Genomic DNA, 20270 nt, shown 5'->3' on the forward strand with positions numbered 1-20270 from the left:
GTACTGCCCGAGGCCGTCATTCTGAACTTGATTCAGAATCTGGTGTTACGAAGTGCTTTGGCTGCCGCCCAATGAGATGCCGGATCAAGTCCGGTATGACGGATTTTTTTGGGCGGTACTGCCCGAGGCCGTCATTCTGAACTTGATTCAGAATCTGGTGTTACGAAGTGCTTTGGCTGCCGCCCAATGAGATGCCGGATCAAGTCCGGTATGACGATATCTTTGTTTTGACGGCTTGCCGAATCAGGCTGGCGGGATCTAGGCTGCAGCTTCTGGCCTTGGTTTTATGCCTCTGATTAGTAAAGAGGATATTAGCGCAGCGGGCACACCCAGCACGAAAAATAAGTCGTACATATCCCAGCCAGCGTCAACCAAATAACCCGCCACCACCGGCGAGGCAATTGCGCCGGTTCTACCAATGCCAATACCCCAGCCCAAGCCAGAAGCCCGCAATTTAGTGGGATAGCTGTTTAGCACTACTGCGTACATGCCCGTCAATGGCCCTGTAGCGCAAAAGCTGATGAGAAAAAGCAGGCAATAAAGCTCGGTAATGCCGGTCGGCTTCCATGTTGAGTAAATTAGAATGAGTACGCCACCCAAAAAGGTGAGCGCCGCAATGACATGACTTAGCTTGAACCGTGACGACGATAAAATCCCCACAAGGATATTGCCGAACAGCCCGCCTATGGTGAACAGGGTTAAAGCATATATTCCGGTGCTGAGTTCATAGCCCATATTTACGAATAGCTTTGGCGTCCATTTCATAAAGAGAAATATCACCCAGCTGCCAAGAAAGAAAATTAGCCAAAATCGCAAGGACGTTAGCAAATACTCTGGGCTTAATAAAACAAAAAACCCGCCAGAGGAGGCTTTTTGATTAGCTGTTGGCTCCGACAACTCCTCTAACACGGGCAGTTTAAGCTTGTTCAAGGTTCGATTGATTTTAGCTAGCCGGCGGGTGTTGTCGCTGGCGTGGCTTGCTAAAAATTCCAATGATTCTGGGATTAAGCTAATAACCAGCACTAGCAATACTACACCCAGCAGGCCGCCGGTTAAGAATAGGTTTTGCCAGATAGAATGCTCGAGTAAGGTGGCGGCGATTGGCCCTGCGGTAAGCGCGCCGCAGGCAAAGCCGCTGGTGACGATAATAACCGCCATATGCTTGTATTTTTCGGATGAAAACTCCGAGGCCAACGCCGCTGCTGATGCCAGCACACCGCCAATGCCCAAACCGGTGATGACACGCAACACGATTAAATCCGCGATACCTGAGGCTTGTGTGGTTAGTAACATGGCGGCGGCAATGGCAGAAACCGAAGCGATCAGTATTTTGCGTCGCCCGTAGCGGTCACTGAGCGCTGCTAGGACAATAGAGCCTATCATCATGCCTGCCAGTTCCGACGACAGCACCACGCCGAGTGTTTTGGCGTTTATTCCCCAAGCGTCGGCAATATGCGGCGCAGCCATAGAGATGGCCACCACATCAAAGCCGTCTGCCACATTAAGTAAAAAGCAAACGCCAATAATCAAAATTTGCCGCAGTGAGATGCCGCCCAGATCAATGCGATTGCGAATTTGAGCAAGGGAGTCTGTGGCAGGGCGGGTATTTGAGGACATAATTTTAGGATCTTATTTTTGATTATTGTCAGCCCTAAAGTATCGCTTTCTATAACCCCAATAGTCAACATATGTGTTGTATTTTGGTGTTCGGCATGGCCGGGGGTGACGGGAGGGTATTTGGGTGCCGGCACAAACGGGTGCCAGTTAAAAGGGTTTGTTCGAATTCTGTCGTAATATAAAAACTGCCTATCTTTGGTCGTCAACGACTTTCGCAGATAGGCAGTAATACGGTTTGAACTAGATTTTCTCGTTTATATGTCTACGGTTAATTCCTCTCCTTTGGCGCGGGATACGCATAGGCACATCACGTTGTTCGCCGCTTTCTCGCTGTCTGAAAAATAGGCGTCGCGGTGGTCAACTTCGCCGGATAATACTGGGGCGGCGCAGGTGCCACAGGTACCTTGCATGCAGGCGTAGGGAACATCTAGCCCAGCGTGGTGCAGGGCATCTAGCACGGTTTGTTTTGGATCAACTTGAATAACCTGCCCCGTCTTAGCCAATTTTACCGAGAAATGATGATTTTCTTCGTCTTTAGCAATTGGCGCGCTAAAAGATTCAATTCGAATATTTTCATCTTTCCAGCCGCGCTTAAGGGCTTCATTCTTTAACCAATCCATAAAGCCTTGTGGGCCACAAATATACACCAGCGATTGTGAACTGGGATTGCCAAGAACGGCGTCGAGATCAATCGAGTTACGTCCGTTCTCGGTGTCTAAATGAAGGGCTGCTTGCTTGGCTAAGGCGCCGCCAAGAATTTCATCAGCGAAGGGAATCGCATTTTTGTAACGACCACACATATGTAGCTCGAAAGGCTTGCTAATTTCGTGCAAACGATTCGCCATTGATAGCAGTGGCGTGAGGCCTATGCCACCCGAAATTAAAATAAACTTTTTGGCGTTTTCGTACAGCACAAAATTATTGCGAACAGGTCCCAGTTTTATAATGTCGCCCTGCACTAATTTATGCATTGCCGCTGAGCCGCCGCGGCCATTGGGTTCGCATTTTACGGCGATATGGTAGCGGCCTTTTTCCGCGTCATAGGATATTAGCGAGTACTGTCGCACCATTCCATTATTCAGATGCACATCAATATGGGCGCCAGCTTCTACAATTCCCGGTAGTGGACTGTTGATCGCTTCAAAAGTAAAAGTTTTAATATTTTCGGCCACGTCGTTAATCTCTACTACGCGCATATCCACCGGTTCGTTGTCGCTGGGCTTTGGCGTAATAATATTTTTTGGTCCTTCGAACCAGCCGCGAGACGGAATGTTTTGATTGCGCAAGGTGCCGTTTGCTAGGTCCCAAACACGGCGATACTTAAACCACGGTATGTGCGGCAAAAGATGGTGAATAGTGTGCTCTTCTTGGCCGAACATTAGTCGACGCCAAGGTGAATTTCCTCTTACATACACGGTCGATTGAAACGGTTCGTTTTCCCAAGTTAAACCTTCGGGGTGCTGAATGTGCGCGAAAACATAAGCTACAATTCCTAAACCAAGGCGCTGTGGAATAACGTACAGCAGTAAAAATTCTTTCCACCACGGCGACATTAGAAATGCGACGTGAGAAATCACCACCGAAGCCAGCATAATGAAGAGCCATGTAGCAACGTGGCGAGACCAAATTTTTCGACCGTAGCGTAAATACCAATGCACCCAATGGAAATCGGCAAACATTAAATAAAATACGCCAGCCCATTTTGGTGGAGTAACAAAGCCGGTATCTGGGTCGCGACCTTCTTCGCCGGTGAAGCGGTGGTGGTCCATGTGGATGGCTCTGAAGGTGGTCATGTTAACGCCAGGTAATAACAATTGCCCTGTGAGCGTACCAATAAAATCGTTAAGACGCGGATTGCTCGACACCGCGCGGTGTGATGCATCATGCATAGGTGTAAATGAAACATAAACGGCTACTACATTTATTAAAATGGCGAGTCCTAAGGGAATGGCACCATTTAAGTAGGCAATGCACGACAGGCTAAAGCTGCCTAATGAAAATGCGACTAAAATGAATTGCGGAATAGACACTAGTGGAATATGCATAACGTCGCTGTAGCGCGGGTCATGCACTATTTTATTAAGCACCGCTCTTGCGGTGGGGTTACTCGTATATGACATGACATATGTCCCTATGTTAAATGGCTAAAGCCCTATTAAATTTATTTTTCATCGACAGGCTACGTAATTGATGAGCTTGCTAACTTGATTTGGATCAAGAAGCGTATTGTCTCGGTGAAAATTGACAAGAAATGACCCCTTTGACGTTCGGCGATGGGCTGTGGCCTCTAGGCTGGCGAGTCATCGGGTCGTCTTGTTGAAGAGGTTGTTGTATCGGGATTGCGGCGCCAAGACACTACCCGAATAAGTGAGAAAACCCAGCAGTTGTTCAGTATTGCCGGTGCCGCCGATGATCCATTGCAGGCTTTGTATGCGTTGCCAGGGGTGACTTTCTCCGACGGTGGCGAACCGGTTATTCGCGGCTCTGGCGCCGAGGACAATATTTATTATATTGATTCTGTGCCCGCGCAATATCTGTTTCATGTTTTTGGTAATTCAATATTTAACAAAAACCTTATTCAGCGTTTTGAATTGCATTCAGGCGCGTTTCCCAGTCGCTATGGTGATGCCACGGGTGGGGTTATTGACGTTACCTTGCGCGATCCTAAGCACGAGGATTTTTCCACTATTGTTAGCGCAAGTTTCTTGCTCACTGGTGTTTTAGTAGAGGGCGAGTTAAATGAGAATCACGCCTTTTACGCTTCGTATCGCCGTAGCTTGCTCGACCAGTTTGATACTGATTTTCTCACCGAAGACGAAGATGGCGTTACTGTTACCGATTTTCCTGTGGCGCAAGATTACCAGCTAAAGCATCGCTGGGACCTAAACGATAAAAATAGTTTGTCGTTTGTCGCCGCTGGCGCAAGTGACGATTTGGAAGCCGAAGCAGATGGCGATAATGACTATGTTGCCCGCGATCCCGACTTGGCTGGGCCGGTAAATTATGAGCAAGGCTTTAATAGCCAGGGTATAACATGGTCTTGGGCTTCGACTAGCAGCAATAAAGAGTCAAATTTCATTCTGTCTCATATCGATGAATACTTACACCTAGACTACGGCAACGACCAAACTGTAAACACGCCAGCAGATCGCTATGTGATGCGCTTTGATTACGGTCAGACAGCGTCAGATAATCATCACATTACCACTGGGGTTTCGTATAGCAGTTCAGACTACGACTTTAAAATTAGTGCCAAGCTGCCAGTGTGTTCCGATTTTGATAGTGAATGCTCAACCGCTGATGCCGAACTGATTTCACTGGAAGACAATGTAAGCATCGATACTCTTAACGCCTATTTTGAAGATGAAATTAGGCTGAGTTCTCGAAATACTATTAGCCTCGCCCTGCATTTAAGCCAATACGATTACCTTGGCAAAACAGAATTTGAACCACGCCTGCGTTGGGAACATGAGTTTAGTGATGATCTCAAAACGCATATTGCACTTGGTCAGCATTCGCAATCACCAGAACTGGCCGAAATGATCGACGGGGTTGGCAATCCGAATCTTGATGTTGTTAAAGCAACCCACTTGGTATTGGGTTTGGAATACTATTTGTCGACCAATTGGTTGTTTAAAACCGAAATGTATTACAAAGATTTACGCGATGTGGTGATTAGTATTAATAATCCCTCGGCGCCGGATTTTGCCGACAAATACAGTAACGATGCAGAAGGTAAGGCCTACGGCATAGAGTTCTTTTTGCAGCGCGAGCTCAGTGATAAATGGTATGGCTGGGCGTCGCTTAGTTTAGGTAAAACCGAGCGCAAGGATTTACGCAGCGGTGACACGTCGCCCTTTGAATACGATAAGCCGATTATTTTTAATATTACGGCAAACTATTTACTGAGCGACTCGTGGAATATCGGCCTAACGTGGTCCTATCAGTCTGGGGCACTTTATACGCCTGTGGTTGGCTTAGACAGCAGTGCCAATGACGATCTACCTTCGCTCTTAGAATTACTTGTGGCCAACCCAACTGGCGGCCTTTTTAATGCGATTAACGACTTATTGAATCAGGTGAATAATTTGGGTGCGCCGTCGCCTGTTTATGGCCGCTTTAATTCTCAGCGCTTGCCAGACTACCAGCGCTTAGATTTGCGTGCGGAATACACGCGACCAACGATCAGTGGCTATTGGAAGTTTTATGTTGATCTACTTAACGCCTATGACCACGATAATGTTCAAGGCTATGAGTACAGCCCCACCGACCGCGAGCCACTGTCGTATACCCCAGCGGGTTACGGTGAGAACGTTCCGGTTGCCGCCGAGCACGGTATTGGCATTTTCCCGTCGCTAGGACTGGAAGTGAAGTTTTAAGCACCGAGCTTATATGCTGCTGATGTAGGCGGGTGCTTAAGTAACGCGCTTGGGTTGCCCTAAGGTGGGCAACCCGTTTTTAGCGGTTTAAGAGTGTCGTTGTGCTAGACGCGAAGCTTAAGCCGAGCCAAAGCCCGCTCTGCTGCAGCAAGTACTTGTTTTGGGGCAGTGCCGCCGATGTGATCTCGGGCGTTTACGGAGCCTTCCAAGGTCAGTACTTCAAACACGTCCTGCGCAATATCGGTGCTAAAGGTCTGCAATTCGGCAAGGCTCATTTCTGAGAGATCTTTGTTTTCGGCGATGCCGTAGGCAACCGATTTGCCGACCACCTCGTGGGCGTCGCGGAAGGGCAGGCCTTTGCGAACTAGGTAGTCGGCAAGGTCGGTGGCGGTAGAGAAACCGCGCATGGCCGCTTCGCGGGTAATATCGGCGTTGACGGTAATGGCGGGCACCATGTCGGCGTAGGCTTTTAGGCAGTCTTTTACGGTGTCGATAATGTCGAACAGCGGTTCTTTGTCTTCTTGGTTGTCTTTGTTATAGGCCAGCGGCTGCGATTTCATTAGGGTTAACAAACTCACCAAATGACCATTCACTCTGCCGACTTTGCCGCGAATGAGTTCGGGTACGTCGGGGTTTTTCTTCTGGGGCATAATCGACGAGCCGGTGCAGAAGCGGTCTGGCAGTTCTATAAATTTAAATTGGGCGGAGGTCCACAGCACCAGCTCTTCGCTGAAGCGCGACATATGGGTCATTAGCAGGCTGGCGGCGGCGGCAAATTCAATAGCAAAGTCGCGGTCGCTTACTGAGTCTAGTGAGTTTTCGGTGGGGCGGTCAAAACCCAGCAACTCGGCACTGTAGTGGCGGTCGATGGGGTAGGTGGTGCCGGCCAGTGCCGCGGCGCCCAGCGGGCATTGGTTAAGACGCGCTGCGCAATCTTGGAAACGGCTGTAGTCGCGCTCTAACATTTCATTCCACGCCAGCATGTGGTGGCCAAAGGTGACTGGCTGGGCGGTTTGCAGGTGGGTGAAACCCGGCATAATGGTGTGCGCTTCGCGGGTTGCTAGGGTGATTAAACCCTGCTGGAGGCGGCTTAATTCGATAACGATTAAGGCTAATTCGTCGCGCAAATACAGGCGAATATCGGTGGCAACTTGGTCGTTGCGCGAGCGGCCGGTGTGCAATTTTTTGCCGGTAATACCGATTTTGTCGGTGAGTCGCGCTTCAATGTTCATGTGCACGTCTTCAAGGCTGATCGACCACTCAAAGCGACCGCTGAGGATCTCGGCGCGAATTTCTTCTAAGCCTTCTTGAATTTTACTGAGTTCGTCGGTGGTGAGTACGCCGACTTTGGCGAGCATGGCGGCGTGGGCTAGCGAGCCGTTGATGTCGTGGTGGTAAAGGCGCTGATCAAAGCTGACTGAGGCCGTAAAACGCTCTACGAACTGGTCAGTTGCCTCGGTAAAGCGGCCGCCCCAGGGTTTGATGCTCGGATCTTTATCACTCATTGCGCTGTTGTTCCTGTATTGCTTGGCTGTAGGGCGTGCTCCCGTTGACTTGAGCGGGTGGCCCTCAGACGCCTAAAAGGCGCCATTATAGCAGTTTTGCTGCTGACCGCCTGTGTCGCCAATCGTAATAAAATTGTCATACCCCGTCGCCATACTGTTTTTCCTAAAAATCGAGCCCTCACCCAAGGAAGAGCAATGACCGACGTCAGTTCCCCTCGCGCCAAATTAGTGGAAATGCTGTGGCAGCTAAAGCTGAGCTACGACAAGCAGGGTGACAAGGGCGTGCGTTACATCCATTTTAATACCTTGTTAAACGACCCCGACTACCGCAGAGAATTAATCGAGCAGGCGGCGGTGAGCAGCAACGCCGAAATTCGCGAATTGGGACTGGGCCTGCGCCGAATTAATATTCATTCTGCCTTAACTCAGGGCCGTCACGACCGCAGAGTGGGTGTGAACCCAGATATTGCCGAAACGGTGGGTTATAAACAGGCAGCCAAGCCACCACGTAAATCAGTGCGTAAATCGCTGTTTGGTATTGCGGTGTTGTTATTGGGCGGCTTAATTGGGGCTAGCTTCTTTAGTGATGACCTGAAAAGCGTATACGGCGGTACGAAAGTGGTCAGTGGCTCTTTGCACGGCGAGCTACTATGGACCAATGATAAAATATGGGTACTCGACGGCATTGTGTATGTAGAGGCTGGTGCGCGCTTAGTGATTGAAGCGGGCACAACCGTGCAGGGCCGCGCTGGCAGCGCCTTGTTAGTTACCCGCGACGGCACGATTCAGGCGCGGGGCACGGCAACAAAGCCCATTGTATTCACCAGTGCCGTAGCGGCGGGCAAGCGCCGCGCGGGCGACTGGGGCGGGTTGGTGTTGCTGGGTAACGCACCAGTGAACACCGCCGACGCGCAAATTGAAGGTTTAGATGCTGGCGATACGCGGGGTATGTTTGGCGGCGTGGATGCCACCGACAATTGCGGTGTACTCGAGTATGCCCGTATCGAGTTTGCCGGTTACGAGGTTTACGCCAATAACGAATTAAATGGCCTGACCCTCGGTGGTTGCGGCAGTAAAACCATTATCCGCAATGTTCAGGTTCACCGCGCCTTAGACGACGGCATCGAGATTTTTGGTGGCAGTGTTGATCTGCGCCATATATTAATTACCGGCGCCGCTGACGATTCCTTAGACTGGGACATGGGCTGGACTGGCCGCGTGCAGTTTTTGCAGATTCAGCAATACCCGAGCGTGGGCGATAACGCCTTTGAGGCGGACAATGATGAATTCAATCACGATGCTGGGCCGGTGTCGGAGCCCACGTTTTACAATGTTACCTTGCAAAGTATGCAGAGCAGCGAGCGCCATCAGCGGGCGATGACGTTGCGCCGCGGTACCGGTGGCCATTTTTACAATATGGTAATTGACGGTTTCTCAGGCGAGGCCATCGACATTAAAGACCGCAGCACCGTGGCGCGTATCGACCAAGGCTTGCTGAGTTTTGGCGGCCTGTTTATTAGCGATATTGGCAGTGGCGGCCGCAGCTACTTTGCCGATGAAGCCGGTGACCAAGACGACGACGCGGGCTTTGACGAGGCGGCTTATTTTGCTAAGGCTGCCGAACTGGCTAATAGCCCCCAATTCGTGCAACGCCTGCAGAGTGAAACCGACCACGATTATCGCCTCGCCGCCAGCTCGCCAGCCAGAAACAACGCCCTAGCCGTACCCCAAGGTGAATTCTGGGACGAAGCGGCCAACTACCGGGGCGCCTTTAGACCAGGGGTAAGTGTGATGTGGACAGACGGTTGGACGGACTACGCCCCCAACTAAACAAGGTGCCGATCACATAACTGGTTGTATAGGCTCTTTTTTTAGAATATGCGACTTGCTTATTGCCTGCTATGCTCAGTGTTTACCTAGGTAAACTTAGACATAGGCAGGCATTGTGCAACGTCGCGACACAGATAAACCACTGGATTACCGCATTCGCCGCATCTCATTTGTGGGCAATCTTCTCAGTCCCCAATCCCTGCTGCTGATCGTTTTATTGGCAGTGCTGTTGTCGCTGTCGCTGACTATCTTAAAAGCGGGCTTACAAAATTTTGATTGGTATCTGCTGGGCATGTCGGGCATGTACATTATCTGGTGCTTGCTGGGCGCGGCAACGATTTTAAGCTGGTGCAAACCCCTGTTTGAGCGAATGAATACCGCCTACACCGCGGGCATCAGCTTTGTGATTGGCCTATTTTGGGTTGCGGTGGTTACCGTGGCGTCGCAGTGGTTGGCCAGTGGCGTGATGCAGGGCGAGGCTTGGAAAATTGATTTTTGGCAGATTGCCGACACCCTCACGGTGGCGAGCCTAATCTTGGGTGTGGGCATGCGCTACGCCTATTTAAGCCTGCAATTTCGGCTGCGCGAGCAAAGTATATTACACGCCCGCCTAGACGCACTGCACTCGCGCATTCGCCCACACTTTTTGTTTAACACCCTAAATAGCATCAGCAGTTTAATTAGTATTGAGCCGGTAAAAGCCGAGCAGGCGGTGGAAGACCTCGCCGCGCTGTTTCGCGCTAACTTGCAGGGCGGCATGAGTATGGTGCCCTGGGTGGAAGAGCGGGACTTGTGCGAACGCTATTTACGCATTGAAAACGCGCGGCTTGGCGATCGTTTAAAAGTAGATTGGCAGCAAGCGGAGCTGGGCGACAAAGTCTTGGTGCCCTCCTTGCTGCTACAGCCGCTGTTAGAAAATGCCATTTTGCACGGTATTCAACAATTGCCCGATGGTGGCACGGTGGTGGTCGAAGCACGGCTCAAGGGCGACAGGGTTGAAATTGATATTATTAATCCCCTGCCGAGCGGCGCGCCGGCGCCAGCGGGTAACGGTATGGCCAATGAAAATATTCGGCTGCGTCTGCAAACCCTGTTTGGCGACAGAGCGGGTTTTGGTGCCAGCCGTCAAGATGGCCACTATCGCGCCCACGCCTCCTTCCCCTTGGCTTACGAGCGCAGGGCTGTAGCGCGGTGAGAGTGTTGCTGGTTGACGATGAGCCCTTGGCGCGCCAACGCGCGGCGCGCTTATTGGCTGAATTAGACGACATTACCGTGGTTGGTGAAGCCGCCAACGCTGAGCAAGCCATTAGCGAGTTTGAACGCTGCCGGCCAGACGCCTTGCTACTCGATATATCGATGCCCGGCATGAACGGCATTGCGCTGGCTAAACGCCTAAGTGAATACGATCCCGCGCCTGCCGTGGTGTTTTGTACCGCCTACGATGAATACGCGGTGGCCGCATTTGATACCCACGCCCTTGGCTATTTACTTAAACCCATTCAGCGCGACAAGCTCGCGGCGGTATTCTCGCGCTTGTCGCGGCTAAATCAGGCCCAGCTCTCGGCGCTAGCCGCGCTAAATGAAGACACCACGACCAGCGGCCCCCGCCAACAGCTCTGCGTTAATAGCGCCCACGGCATGACGTTGTTGCCGGTGTCGGCGGTGCGTTATTTTTACGCCGACAATAAATACGTGAGCGCAGTGCATCCCGAGGGCGAATTGCTGCTAGATGAAAGCTTAAAAGAGCTAGAAGACGAGTTTGCCGATCAATTTATACGCGTGCATCGCAACGCGCTGGTGGCACTGATTTATGTGCAGGGCATTGAGCGAATTGGTGTGGGCGCATACCGAGTGCGCTTACAGGGCATCGCCGAAGGGCCGCAAATTAGCCGCCGGCACCTGCCTGCGCTGCGAGCCAGATTAAGCCGACGGGCTTGATCGTCCACGTTGGTGCCATAGCGCTAATTAAGTGCATCGCAATGCGGTGAGGCAGGGTGTTGGTTGGCGCGGGCATTTAAGGTATTAGCGCGCCGCTTTTTAAGGTTTTGTCGGGGCGACAGCTGGCGTATCATGATGGCCCACCTTGTCCTACGGAACGACTCATGTCTGATAACATAATCCGCATCGCCACCCGCGAAAGTTTGCTGGCGCTCTGGCAGGCGGAGTTCATCAAAGCAGAATTACAAACCGCCCACCCCGGCCTCCAAGTTGAATTGCTGGGTATGACTACTCGTGGTGATCAGTTGCTGGATTCGCCGCTGTCTAAAATTGGCGGCAAAGCCCTGTTTGTAAAAGAGCTTGAGCAAGCGCTGCTCGATGGCCGCGCCGATATTGCCGTGCACTCAATGAAAGACGTGCCCATGGAATTTCCCGAAGGCTTGGGCTTGGCCATTATTTGCGAGCGAGAAGACCCTCGCGACGCCTTTGTAAGTAATCACTTCGCCAATGTAGAAGCCCTGCCGCAGGGCGCCAGAGTGGGCACCTCTAGCCTGCGCCGCGAGTGCCAGCTGCGCGCCCAGCGCCCCGATTTACACATCTCAAGCTTGCGCGGCAATGTGCAAACCCGTTTGCGCAAGCTCGACGAGGGCGAGTTCGACGCGATTGTGTTGGCTTCGGCAGGGCTGATTCGCCTTGAACTGCAAGCGCGCATCGCCTCATTTATGTCGGTTGAAACCAGCCTGCCAGCCTGTGGCCAAGGCGCGGTTGGCGTGGAAACTCGCACTGGCGATGATCGCGTAAACGCACTGTTACAGCCTTTGCACAACAGCATTAGCGCCACCCAAGTGATGGCCGAACGGGCCATGAACCGCCGCCTAGAAGGTGGCTGCCAAGTGCCGATTGCCGGCTATGCGATTGCCGATCCAAGCAATCCTGAACAGCTGTGGTTGCGGGCCTTGGTGGGTGAGCCGAGTGGCGCCACTATTCTCACCGCCGAAGCGCGCGGCCCGAGCAGCGAACCCGAGGCACTGGGTATTGCCGTCGCCGAAGATTTGTTGGCGCAGGGCGCCGGCGCAATTTTGAAGGCGGTGTATGGCGACAGCAAACCTGCATAATCTTGCTGATTTGCGGGTGTTAATCACCCGCCCTGCAGATCGCAGCGCCGAACTTCAGGCAGCGTTAGCCGCGGCCGGTGCCTCGGTGCTTGTGCAGCCGCTGCTCACTATTTCGCCCTTAGCGGCAGACACCCATGCCGCAGAACTGCAGCGCAGCCGTCAGCAGCTAATGAATCTAGATAATTATCAGCATCTTATCTTTATCAGCGTAAACGCGGTGCACTACGGCTTGGCGTTAATTGAGCAATTTTGGCCCCAGTGGCCAATGGGCGTAAAAGTGCATGCCATTGGCGCCGCGACGGCGGCGGCACTGCGGGCCCGCGATATTGTCGTGGAAGATGTTGATGACGCCGCTATGAACAGCGAAAGTCTGCTGGCAAAAGCAGGCCTGCAACAACTGGCCAAGCAGAAAGTGCTGATCGTTAGGGGCCTGGGTGGCCGCGAGTATTTGGCCGAGCAGCTTTCTGCGCGAGGTGCCCAAGTAGGCTATGCTGAGTGCTATCAGCGCAGCAGCCCAGAAATAGACGGAATTCAATTTCTGAACTTACTTCGTCAGCACCAAATTAATATGGTCTGTGTAAACAGTGGCGAGACCCTGTTGCATTTTAGTGCTTTGCTTGGCGACATCGCGCAAGAATACCCTGTTATAGTGCCAAGTGAGCGGGTTGCCGCAATGGCCGTGGAATTAGGGTTGCGCCGTATTATTCAGGCAGAAAATGCCGGCACCCCAGCGACCCTAGCGGCATTACACAGCTATGTGAGTAAATAAACACCAGCGGCGCTAACCATGCGCGCTAAGCTTTTAACTTGGCTTTGAGTAGAGAGATCATAATGAGCGGTGATAAACCGGAAGATAACAAAGAATTAAGCGCGGCCGCAGCTGCCGCCGCCGCGAAACCAGCCACACCGCCACCCGCCGTAAACAGTCCGCCCAAAACGCCGGACACCAAAGCCGCCAAGCCTAAATCTGATCAAGCCAAGCCGAAACGAACGGCGGTGCTACTGGCGCTGTTGGCACTGCTGGTGGCAATTGCGGCGCTCGCTCTGTCGGCCTGGTTATATCAACAAGAATACATGCTGGCTAATAAAGAGGCCTCGGCGACGGCCGAGCTGCAAGGCGCCTTAAGGGACTTAACTGCTTCGCAAAAAGACATGAGCGCGGCCATTGCCGCACAGCGTGAAGCGCTCGCGCAATTGCGCACCGACAGCAATGGCCAGCTCATTGCCCTGAATAGCCGCAGCCAAGAGCTGGAAAACAAAATTCAGTCACTGACCACAGTAGATCGCCGCGACTGGCTATTGGCCGAAGTTGAATATTTACTGCGCCTAGCCAATCAGCGCGCCCAGCTCAGTCACGACCCAATTGCCGCGGCACAATTGCTGAGCAGTGCCGATGCCATATTAAGGGAAATTGACGACACCGCCCTGCACGCGGTGCGCGCCGAGCTTGCCAAAGAAATGAGTGCCTTGCACAACAGTGCCGATATTGACGTTGAAGGTATTTATTTAACATTGCAGGGTTTGGCCGCAGAAGCGGGCAAACTGCAATTGTATCAGGCGCCTAGTTACACGCCCGAAGCGGCTGAAGAGGTCGGTGATGATTGGCAGCAGCGCCTGCAGAGTGGTTTGGGCAGAGCGTGGGAAAAATTGCGCAGCTATATTCGCATCCGTCACCATGACCAAAATTTTAAAGCCCAGTTAGCGCCAGAGCAGGAAGCGGCGCTGCGGGCGAGTTTGCGGCTCATGTTTGAGCAGGCGCAATTGGCGCTGCTGGCTAATCGCCCTGTGCTGTACCAGCGGGCTTTAGATAAGGCTGCCGCGTGGCTGGAAGAGTATTACCGGCTCGACGACCATCGCGCGGGCTTGTTAGAACAAATTAACGCGGTGCGCGCCATGCCCGTTAGTGCCGAAATGGCCGATATTTCGGGGTCGCTGCGCAGTTTAAAAGTGTATTTAAAAAACCACCGTTGGCAGCAAGAGGCTCGTAAATGAAAGTTTTCATTGCGGTACTGTTGGCCTTAGCGCTCGCGGCGGGTTTGGCCGTGGCCATCCAGAAAGACGCGGGCTATATCCTCATTGCCTACGGCCAAACCACGGTCGAAATGACCATATGGGTGGGGCTGGCGGTACTCACCGTGTTTTTATTGTTGGTGATGTTTATTTTTGTGAGTTTGCGGCGCGGCGCTAAAGTCGGTGACAGCATTGGCTCGTTTTGGAGCGTGCGCAGAGCGGTGCGCGGCCGCAGTCACACCACCTTGGGGATGATTGCCTTTATCGAGGGCAACTGGGCCAAAGCCCGCAAGTTACTCACTGATTCGGCAAAAGACACCGAAACCCCGCTCATTAATTATTTGTTGGCGGCAAGGGCCAGCAACCAATTAGGCGATGCGCCGGGCAGTCGCCACTATTTGGGACTAGCCGAACAGACCAGTAATAAAGCCAGTATTGCCGTAGCCTTGACCCAAGCCGAAATGCAGGTTGACAATGGTCGGCTCGAAGAAGCGCTTGCCACCTTAACGCGGGCGCGGCGCAATGCCGAGCGACATCCCTCGGTACTGACTTTGTTAAAGCAAGTGTATATCGGTTTGCGCGATTGGAGTGCATTGTTAGCACTCATACCGGATTTACGTAAGCACAGCGGCTTAAGTGAAGAGCGTTTGGCCGAGTTGGAACGGCAGGCCTTAATGGGCCAGCTTGAACACCTCGCCCAGCAGGGCGATGTAACGGGATTGCAGCAGTGGTGGAAACATGTGCCGCGCAGTTGGCACAAAGATGCCGGTTTGCTACTGGCTTACAGCCGCGTATTGGTTGCCGCAGGGGATTCTAGTAACGCAGAAAAATTACTGCGCCAGTCCTTAAAATTACAATGGCACAACGACTTACTTAAATTCTATGGTTTGATCGCGGGCAGCGACTTGGCTAAGCAATTGAGCACCGCCGAAGCGTGGCAGAAAGATCACAGTGACGATCCCGTGCTATTGCTCACCTTAGGGCGTTTATCGCTGCGCAATGAGCAGTGGGGCAAGGCGCGGGAGTACTTTGAGCAGGCGTATCAGCGCAGCCCCAATGCAGAGGTGTGTTTTGAGCTGGGTCGCCTAATGACTAATCTAGATGAGCCAGCGGCGGCGGCGCGTTTTACTCAAGAGGCATTGCAACTGCAAGGCCAGTCGCTACCGAGTTTACCTCAGCCATCGTTGAGCAGTCGCAGCGTTTAAACCCTGCGATCTGCTTTGCGAGCCACAAAACACAGGAAACATTGTGAATATAGAAGCCTTAGAACAAATGTTGGCCAAAGGTATGGACAGCCCAATGCTGCGCTTTGGTTTGGGCAAAGCCTATTTTGATGCCGACCGCTTTACCGACGCTATTGGCCAATTTCAGCGTTGTGTTGAGCTCGATCCAAGTTATTCGGCGGCGTGGAAGTTGCTTGGTAAAGCCCAGCTGCAAGTCGGTGCGCCCGTCGACGCAGCGGCGGCGTGGCGGCGAGGTTTGCTCGCGGCGCAGAGCTCAGGCGATAAGCAAACTGAAAAAGAACTTACCGTATTTTTGAAAAAACTCAACAAGACGGAATAGGAGCAGCATCCGTCTAATCGGTATTTGTTTACAGGGAGTAAGCTGATGTCAGATGTAGCGGATATGATCGCGGGGCTAATGCGTCGCGAGGGTGGCTATGTTAACCACCCCGCAGACCGTGGGGGTCCCACTCACTTTGGGATCACCCAAGCCACTTTATCGACTTACCTTGGCCGCGAAGCCAGTCTCAGTGAAGTCGAAAATTTAAAAGCGCCACTGGCCAGTCTAATTTACTTAAAAAATTATTATTACGGCCCAGGTATAGATCAGTTGCCAAGCTCAATTCAAAGCTTTGTGTTCGACAGCGGGGTTAATCACGGCCCGCAACAAGCGCTTATCTTTGTGCAGCGCAGCTGTAATTTACTGGGGGCCAAGCCGCCGCTGAAGGAAGATGGCATAATGGGCGACAATACTCGCCGTGCTGCCAGCACCGCCGCTCGGCGATTTTCGGCGCGTTTTATAAAGATATTAATCGCCGAGCGCCGCCATTTTTACTTCAAAATTGTCGAGGCCGAGCCGACGCAACAAGTGTTTTTGCGAGGCTGGCTCAACCGCTTGGCAGAGTTTGACGATGCCGAAACACGGTTTGCCTAAGCGTTGAAGTACAACATTCATCACGGGATAGATTCATGGTTTCTAAGCTACCGCGATGGGTAGAGTACGGCGCTTTTGTACTGGCGTTTGTGGCGGGCAGCGTAAATGCCATCGGCCTTTTAGGGTTTAAACACCAGTCAATCTCGCACTTGTCCGGCACCGCAACACTGGTGGGCACCGGCCTGAGCGACGGCGCATTTAGCGACACCCTGCATTTACTGGGTATCTTGCTCAGCTTCTTATTGGGCGCCGCCCTTACCGGTTCTGTTCTGCCCAGTCGCTCCCTAAAATTAGGTCGGCATTACGACAGCTTACTTGTTGTTGAAGGCGGCCTATTGCTAATTTCAATTTACTTCTTAAACGATGGCTCCCTGCTTGGTCATTACACCGCTTCTGCCGCCTGTGGTCTGCAAAATGGCTTTGCATCGACCTATAGTGGCGCGGTAGTACGAACCACCCATGTAACCGGTATTTTTACAGACCTAGGCTTAATGCTGGGGGCAAGGTTGCGCGGCGAAAGCTTCGACCGGCGCAAAGCAATACTCTTTGTCTTAATTATTAGCGGCTTCATTTCCGGCGGGGGATTAGGCGCGTATTTATTTAATGCCATGCAGTTTTTCGCGCTAGCGATACCTGCCTGTATCTGTTTTTTACTGGCCTTGGGTTACCGTGTTTATCGAATTTCGGCGCGTAGACGGTTGCGGCAAGCATAGTCAATATTGCTTGTTTTGTGATTCGTCGGTGTCTCTTTTAACCCTATTTGTTTCATTGCAAGTCAAATATTACCTACAGATTTGATGTTGGTGTCGCGCGGCGACACAGCTGGCACCCCTAGGCAATCCCTTGCTGATATGTTGCGGCATTATGCTGTTAGATAATACTAATAAGGGACGACTATGGTGAACCTCAAATTATGGGGGCAGGCACTGGCTGTGATGCTGCTACCGGCCGCTGGCTTGGCTGCCGAAGTAACATCTCGAGTGCTGCTAGAAGAAGTGATCGTTACCGCCCAAAAACAACAGCAAAGCTTGCAAGACGTACCAATAGCGGTTGCCGCCGTGAGTGGCGCAAAGATCCGCGACGCGGGTATTCAGCGCATTGAAGAACTCACCGCCTATGTGCCCAATTTTAAAATGGCGGTAACTGGCCAGGGCAATGCCGTTTATATTCGCGGTGTGGGCTCAGGCGACAATCGCGGCTTTGAACAATCTGTTGGTATGTTTATTGACGGTATTTACGCGGGTCGCGGCCAGCAGTTTCAGGCCCCATTTCTCGATATTGCCTTGGTCGAGGTGCTAAAAGGGCCGCAGGGTACGCTCTTTGGGAAAAATACCATCGCTGGTGCGGTCAACATCAGTACCAGCCGTGCGAGTGACGAATTTAGTGGCGACCTTAGCTATCAGTACAATGCCGAAGTCGGCGCCAAAGAAATGACAGCGGTTCTGAATCTGCCATTAGGCGACAGTTTTGCCGTTCGCGCTGCGTACAAACGCCTTGAAGAAGACGGTTACCTCAATAATTTTATTCTCGATCGCGACGAAGCGGGCCGAGAAGATGATTCACTGCGCTTGGCCTTGCGCTGGGATGCCAGCGACAAACTCGATGTGAATGTAAAGCTAGAGAAGTCTGACTTTGGCTTAAAGGGCACCACTTTTCAGCTGACCGACAACACCGGCACCTTTAATTTATACCAATCGAATATTGCGTTGCCAATTGATCTGCCGATCTCGCTACCGTTGCCGCTATTATCTTTTAATTTAGAAGATGAAATCGATTCCCGTGAAGATGGTCGTCTAGATCGCCGTAAGTCGGATAAACAATTTGCATGGCAGCCCGCAATGACCCAAAACGCCAGTGAGGCGGCGGTGTTTACATTGGAGTACGCGCTCTCTGACGCCATAAGCTTAACGAGTATTACGGGTTACTCAGCCTTTAATTTTGCCTTTAATTTGGATGCAGATTTTACAGACTTAGAATTTATTGGTACCGAAAACACCGAAGACTTTACTCAGTTTAGTCAGGAGTTTCGGATTGCGGGGAGTGTTGGCGAGAATATTGATTTCATCACCGGTATTTACGCGCACACCCAAGACCTTACCAGTACCCTCTGGCTAAATTTAGACTTTGCAGCCTTAGGTATCCCCAGTTCGTTGCCACTGCCGGGTCAAGCAGTGTCGCTGCCAACTCAGCTGGCAACCTATACCGAGTTTGAACAGACCACCGACAGTGTTGCGGTATTTGGCCAGGCCACTTGGAATATTACCGAGGCGCTAAGCGCAACATTTGGTCTGCGCTGGGGGCAGGATGAAAAGCGCGCGACTAAATATTTAGATGTTGCCGAGTTTCGCTCGCGGCAACGCAGTGTAAATCCGCTGTATGCGATAGTTGCGGGTGCGCTAAATAATTCCGAGAATCACAATATTCGCAATGCGCGCAAGGTCGACAATGTGTCGCCAGCGTTTAACATCCAGTGGTATGCCGACCAAGATGTGATGACCTATTTCCGCTATGCCAAAGGCTTTAAAGATGGCGGCTTTAACGCCAGCGACACCACCGCAAGTCAGGATGCCTTCACCTATGAAGACGAAGAGGCTGACACATTCGAGCTGGGCTTAAAAACTACCTTGCTCGATGGTGCGGCAACCTTCAACGCGGCAATTTTTTATACCGAGTTTATGAATCGCCAAGTCAGCAACTTCACCTTAACCGGCTATGTGGCAGGTAACGCGGCAGAGTCGATCACGCAAGGTGTTGAAGCCGATATGCGCTGGGCTATGAGTGAGCGTGTCACCCTCGGTGCGTCGATGGCGTGGTTAGACTCCTATTTCACCTCATTTGTTAATGGGCCGTGTAATGCCGCGCAGACCGATGCGGCCTACCGCGCCGGTAATCCCGATTGTCGCCAAGACCTTACTAACGAAGGGACCGACTACGCGCCGGAAGTGTCGGCGAGTTTAACCGGCCAATTCACTCAGCCTATTGGCGAGGCCATGGAACTGCGTTTGCAATTAGATTTGAACTACAGCGACGATTATTTTTACACCCAAGACCGCGACGAAGCCGACGTGCAAGAGGCCTATTACAAAATTAATAGCCGTCTTTCTTTAATGCACTTTAGGCAAGGCTGGGAATTGGCCCTGATCGGCAAGAACCTAACAAACGAAATAACGCGCTCTAGCGGCAACGACGTACCCCTGTTTGTTGGCGCCCACTTCGCCGCCACCGACGCCCCGCGCAGTATTGCCGTGGAAGGCGTGATGCGCTTTTAACAGCGCGCTGTTGATAGAGCCGTCGTGACGGTCCAGCATTGCGTTATGCCGGCTCTAACATTAGGTCATACCGGATCCAACAATACCTCATACCGGCTCGGCCATTACGTCATACTGGCTTTATGATGTCGTCATACCGGCTCTAACATTACGTCATACCGGCTTGAATATTTCGTCATGCCGGACTTGATCCGGCATCTGGTGGGGCAACCGCGAACCAGCTCAGTGGTATTGGATTCTGAATCAAGTTCAGAATGACGGGCTAGGGCGTTCAGAGTGACGGCTTTGTACGTCATGCCGGACTTGATCCGGCATCTGGTGGGGAAATCGTGAACCAGCTCAGTGGTATTGGATTCTGAATCAAGTTCAGAATGACGGGCTAGGGCGTTCAGAGTGACGGCTTTGTACGCCATACGGGATTTATAATTTCGTCATACAGGCTCTAACATT

The 20270-nt window shown here is 52.0% G+C and carries 15 protein-coding genes; 12 read left to right on the forward strand and 3 right to left on the reverse strand.

Annotated features, from left to right (window positions below; all coding sequences use genetic code 11):
- Nucleotides 1–258 precede the first annotated feature (258 nt).
- Entirely contained in the window at nt 259–1617 is a 1359-nt protein-coding gene (locus P1U47_RS10135) for an MFS transporter (protein ID WP_301028708.1), read from the reverse strand.
- 254 nt (nt 1618–1871) lie between these two features.
- Nucleotides 1872–3737 (reverse strand): fatty acid desaturase, encoded by a 1866-nt coding sequence (locus tag P1U47_RS10140; protein WP_301028709.1) that lies wholly within the window; start codon nt 3735–3737, stop codon nt 1872–1874.
- 219 nt (nt 3738–3956) lie between these two features.
- Between P1U47_RS10140 and P1U47_RS10145 the strand changes: the two genes are divergently transcribed.
- Nucleotides 3957–5996 carry an outer membrane beta-barrel protein gene (locus P1U47_RS10145; protein WP_301028710.1) on the forward strand — a complete coding sequence of 680 codons (2040 nt, stop codon included), beginning with the start codon at nt 3957–3959 and terminating at the stop codon, nt 5994–5996.
- A 104-nt stretch (nt 5997–6100) separates the two neighbouring features.
- Here the strand turns inward: P1U47_RS10145 and argH are convergent, their stop codons facing one another.
- Nucleotides 6101–7501 carry an argininosuccinate lyase gene (gene argH, locus P1U47_RS10150; protein ID WP_301028711.1) on the reverse strand — a complete coding sequence of 467 codons (1401 nt, stop codon included), beginning with the start codon at nt 7499–7501 and terminating at the stop codon, nt 6101–6103.
- A gap of 195 nt (nt 7502–7696) precedes the next feature.
- Here argH and P1U47_RS10155 point away from each other — a divergent pair, with 195 nt between their 5' ends.
- The 11 genes from P1U47_RS10155 to P1U47_RS10205 all read left to right on the forward strand — a co-directional run bounded on the left by P1U47_RS10155 (nt 7697) and on the right by P1U47_RS10205 (nt 19820).
- The gene (locus tag P1U47_RS10155; RefSeq protein ID WP_301028712.1) at nt 7697–9331 is read left to right on the forward strand and encodes a hypothetical protein; all 1635 of its coding nucleotides are present in this window, start codon (nt 7697–7699) and stop codon (nt 9329–9331) included.
- A 115-nt stretch (nt 9332–9446) separates the two neighbouring features.
- Nucleotides 9447–10526: a histidine kinase gene (locus tag P1U47_RS10160; protein ID WP_301028714.1), complete on the forward strand. Its 1080-nt coding sequence runs from the start codon at nt 9447–9449 to the stop codon at nt 10524–10526.
- A 2-nt stretch (nt 10527–10528) separates the two neighbouring features.
- Nucleotides 10529–11269: a LytTR family DNA-binding domain-containing protein gene (locus P1U47_RS10165; protein WP_301028832.1), complete on the forward strand. Its 741-nt coding sequence runs from the start codon at nt 10529–10531 to the stop codon at nt 11267–11269.
- Nucleotides 11270–11433: 164 nt separating this feature from the next.
- A complete protein-coding gene (hemC, locus tag P1U47_RS10170) occupies nt 11434–12384 on the forward strand; it encodes a hydroxymethylbilane synthase (protein WP_301028715.1) in 951 nt (316 codons plus the stop codon).
- Nucleotides 12362–13153, forward strand: a complete 792-nt coding sequence (locus P1U47_RS10175; RefSeq protein ID WP_301028716.1) for a uroporphyrinogen-III synthase — start codon at nt 12362–12364, stop codon at nt 13151–13153. Before hemC ends, P1U47_RS10175 begins: the two co-directional genes overlap by 23 nt.
- A gap of 62 nt (nt 13154–13215) precedes the next feature.
- Nucleotides 13216–14376, forward strand: coding sequence for a uroporphyrinogen-III C-methyltransferase (locus tag P1U47_RS10180; protein WP_301028717.1), 1161 nt, complete (start codon nt 13216–13218; stop codon nt 14374–14376).
- On the forward strand, nt 14373–15599 hold the full coding sequence (locus P1U47_RS10185; RefSeq protein WP_301028718.1) for a heme biosynthesis HemY N-terminal domain-containing protein: 1227 nt from the start codon (nt 14373–14375) through the stop codon (nt 15597–15599). Before P1U47_RS10180 ends, P1U47_RS10185 begins: the two co-directional genes overlap by 4 nt.
- Before the next feature lie 43 nt (nt 15600–15642).
- Nucleotides 15643–15957, forward strand: a complete 315-nt coding sequence (locus tag P1U47_RS10190) for a tetratricopeptide repeat protein (RefSeq protein WP_301028719.1) — start codon at nt 15643–15645, stop codon at nt 15955–15957.
- 45 nt (nt 15958–16002) lie between these two features.
- Nucleotides 16003–16551: a glycoside hydrolase family 108 protein gene (locus tag P1U47_RS10195; RefSeq protein WP_301028720.1), complete on the forward strand. Its 549-nt coding sequence runs from the start codon at nt 16003–16005 to the stop codon at nt 16549–16551.
- Nucleotides 16552–16586: 35 nt separating this feature from the next.
- Nucleotides 16587–17264 carry a YoaK family protein gene (locus P1U47_RS10200; RefSeq protein ID WP_301028721.1) on the forward strand — a complete coding sequence of 226 codons (678 nt, stop codon included), beginning with the start codon at nt 16587–16589 and terminating at the stop codon, nt 17262–17264.
- 183 nt (nt 17265–17447) lie between these two features.
- Entirely contained in the window at nt 17448–19820 is a 2373-nt protein-coding gene (locus P1U47_RS10205; protein ID WP_301028722.1) for a TonB-dependent receptor, read from the forward strand.
- Nucleotides 19821–20270: the final 450 nt, after the last annotated feature.

It is taken from the genome of Zhongshania sp. (genome assembly GCF_029212375.1).
In the GTDB taxonomy this organism is placed as follows: domain Bacteria; phylum Pseudomonadota; class Gammaproteobacteria; order Pseudomonadales; family Spongiibacteraceae; genus Spongiibacter.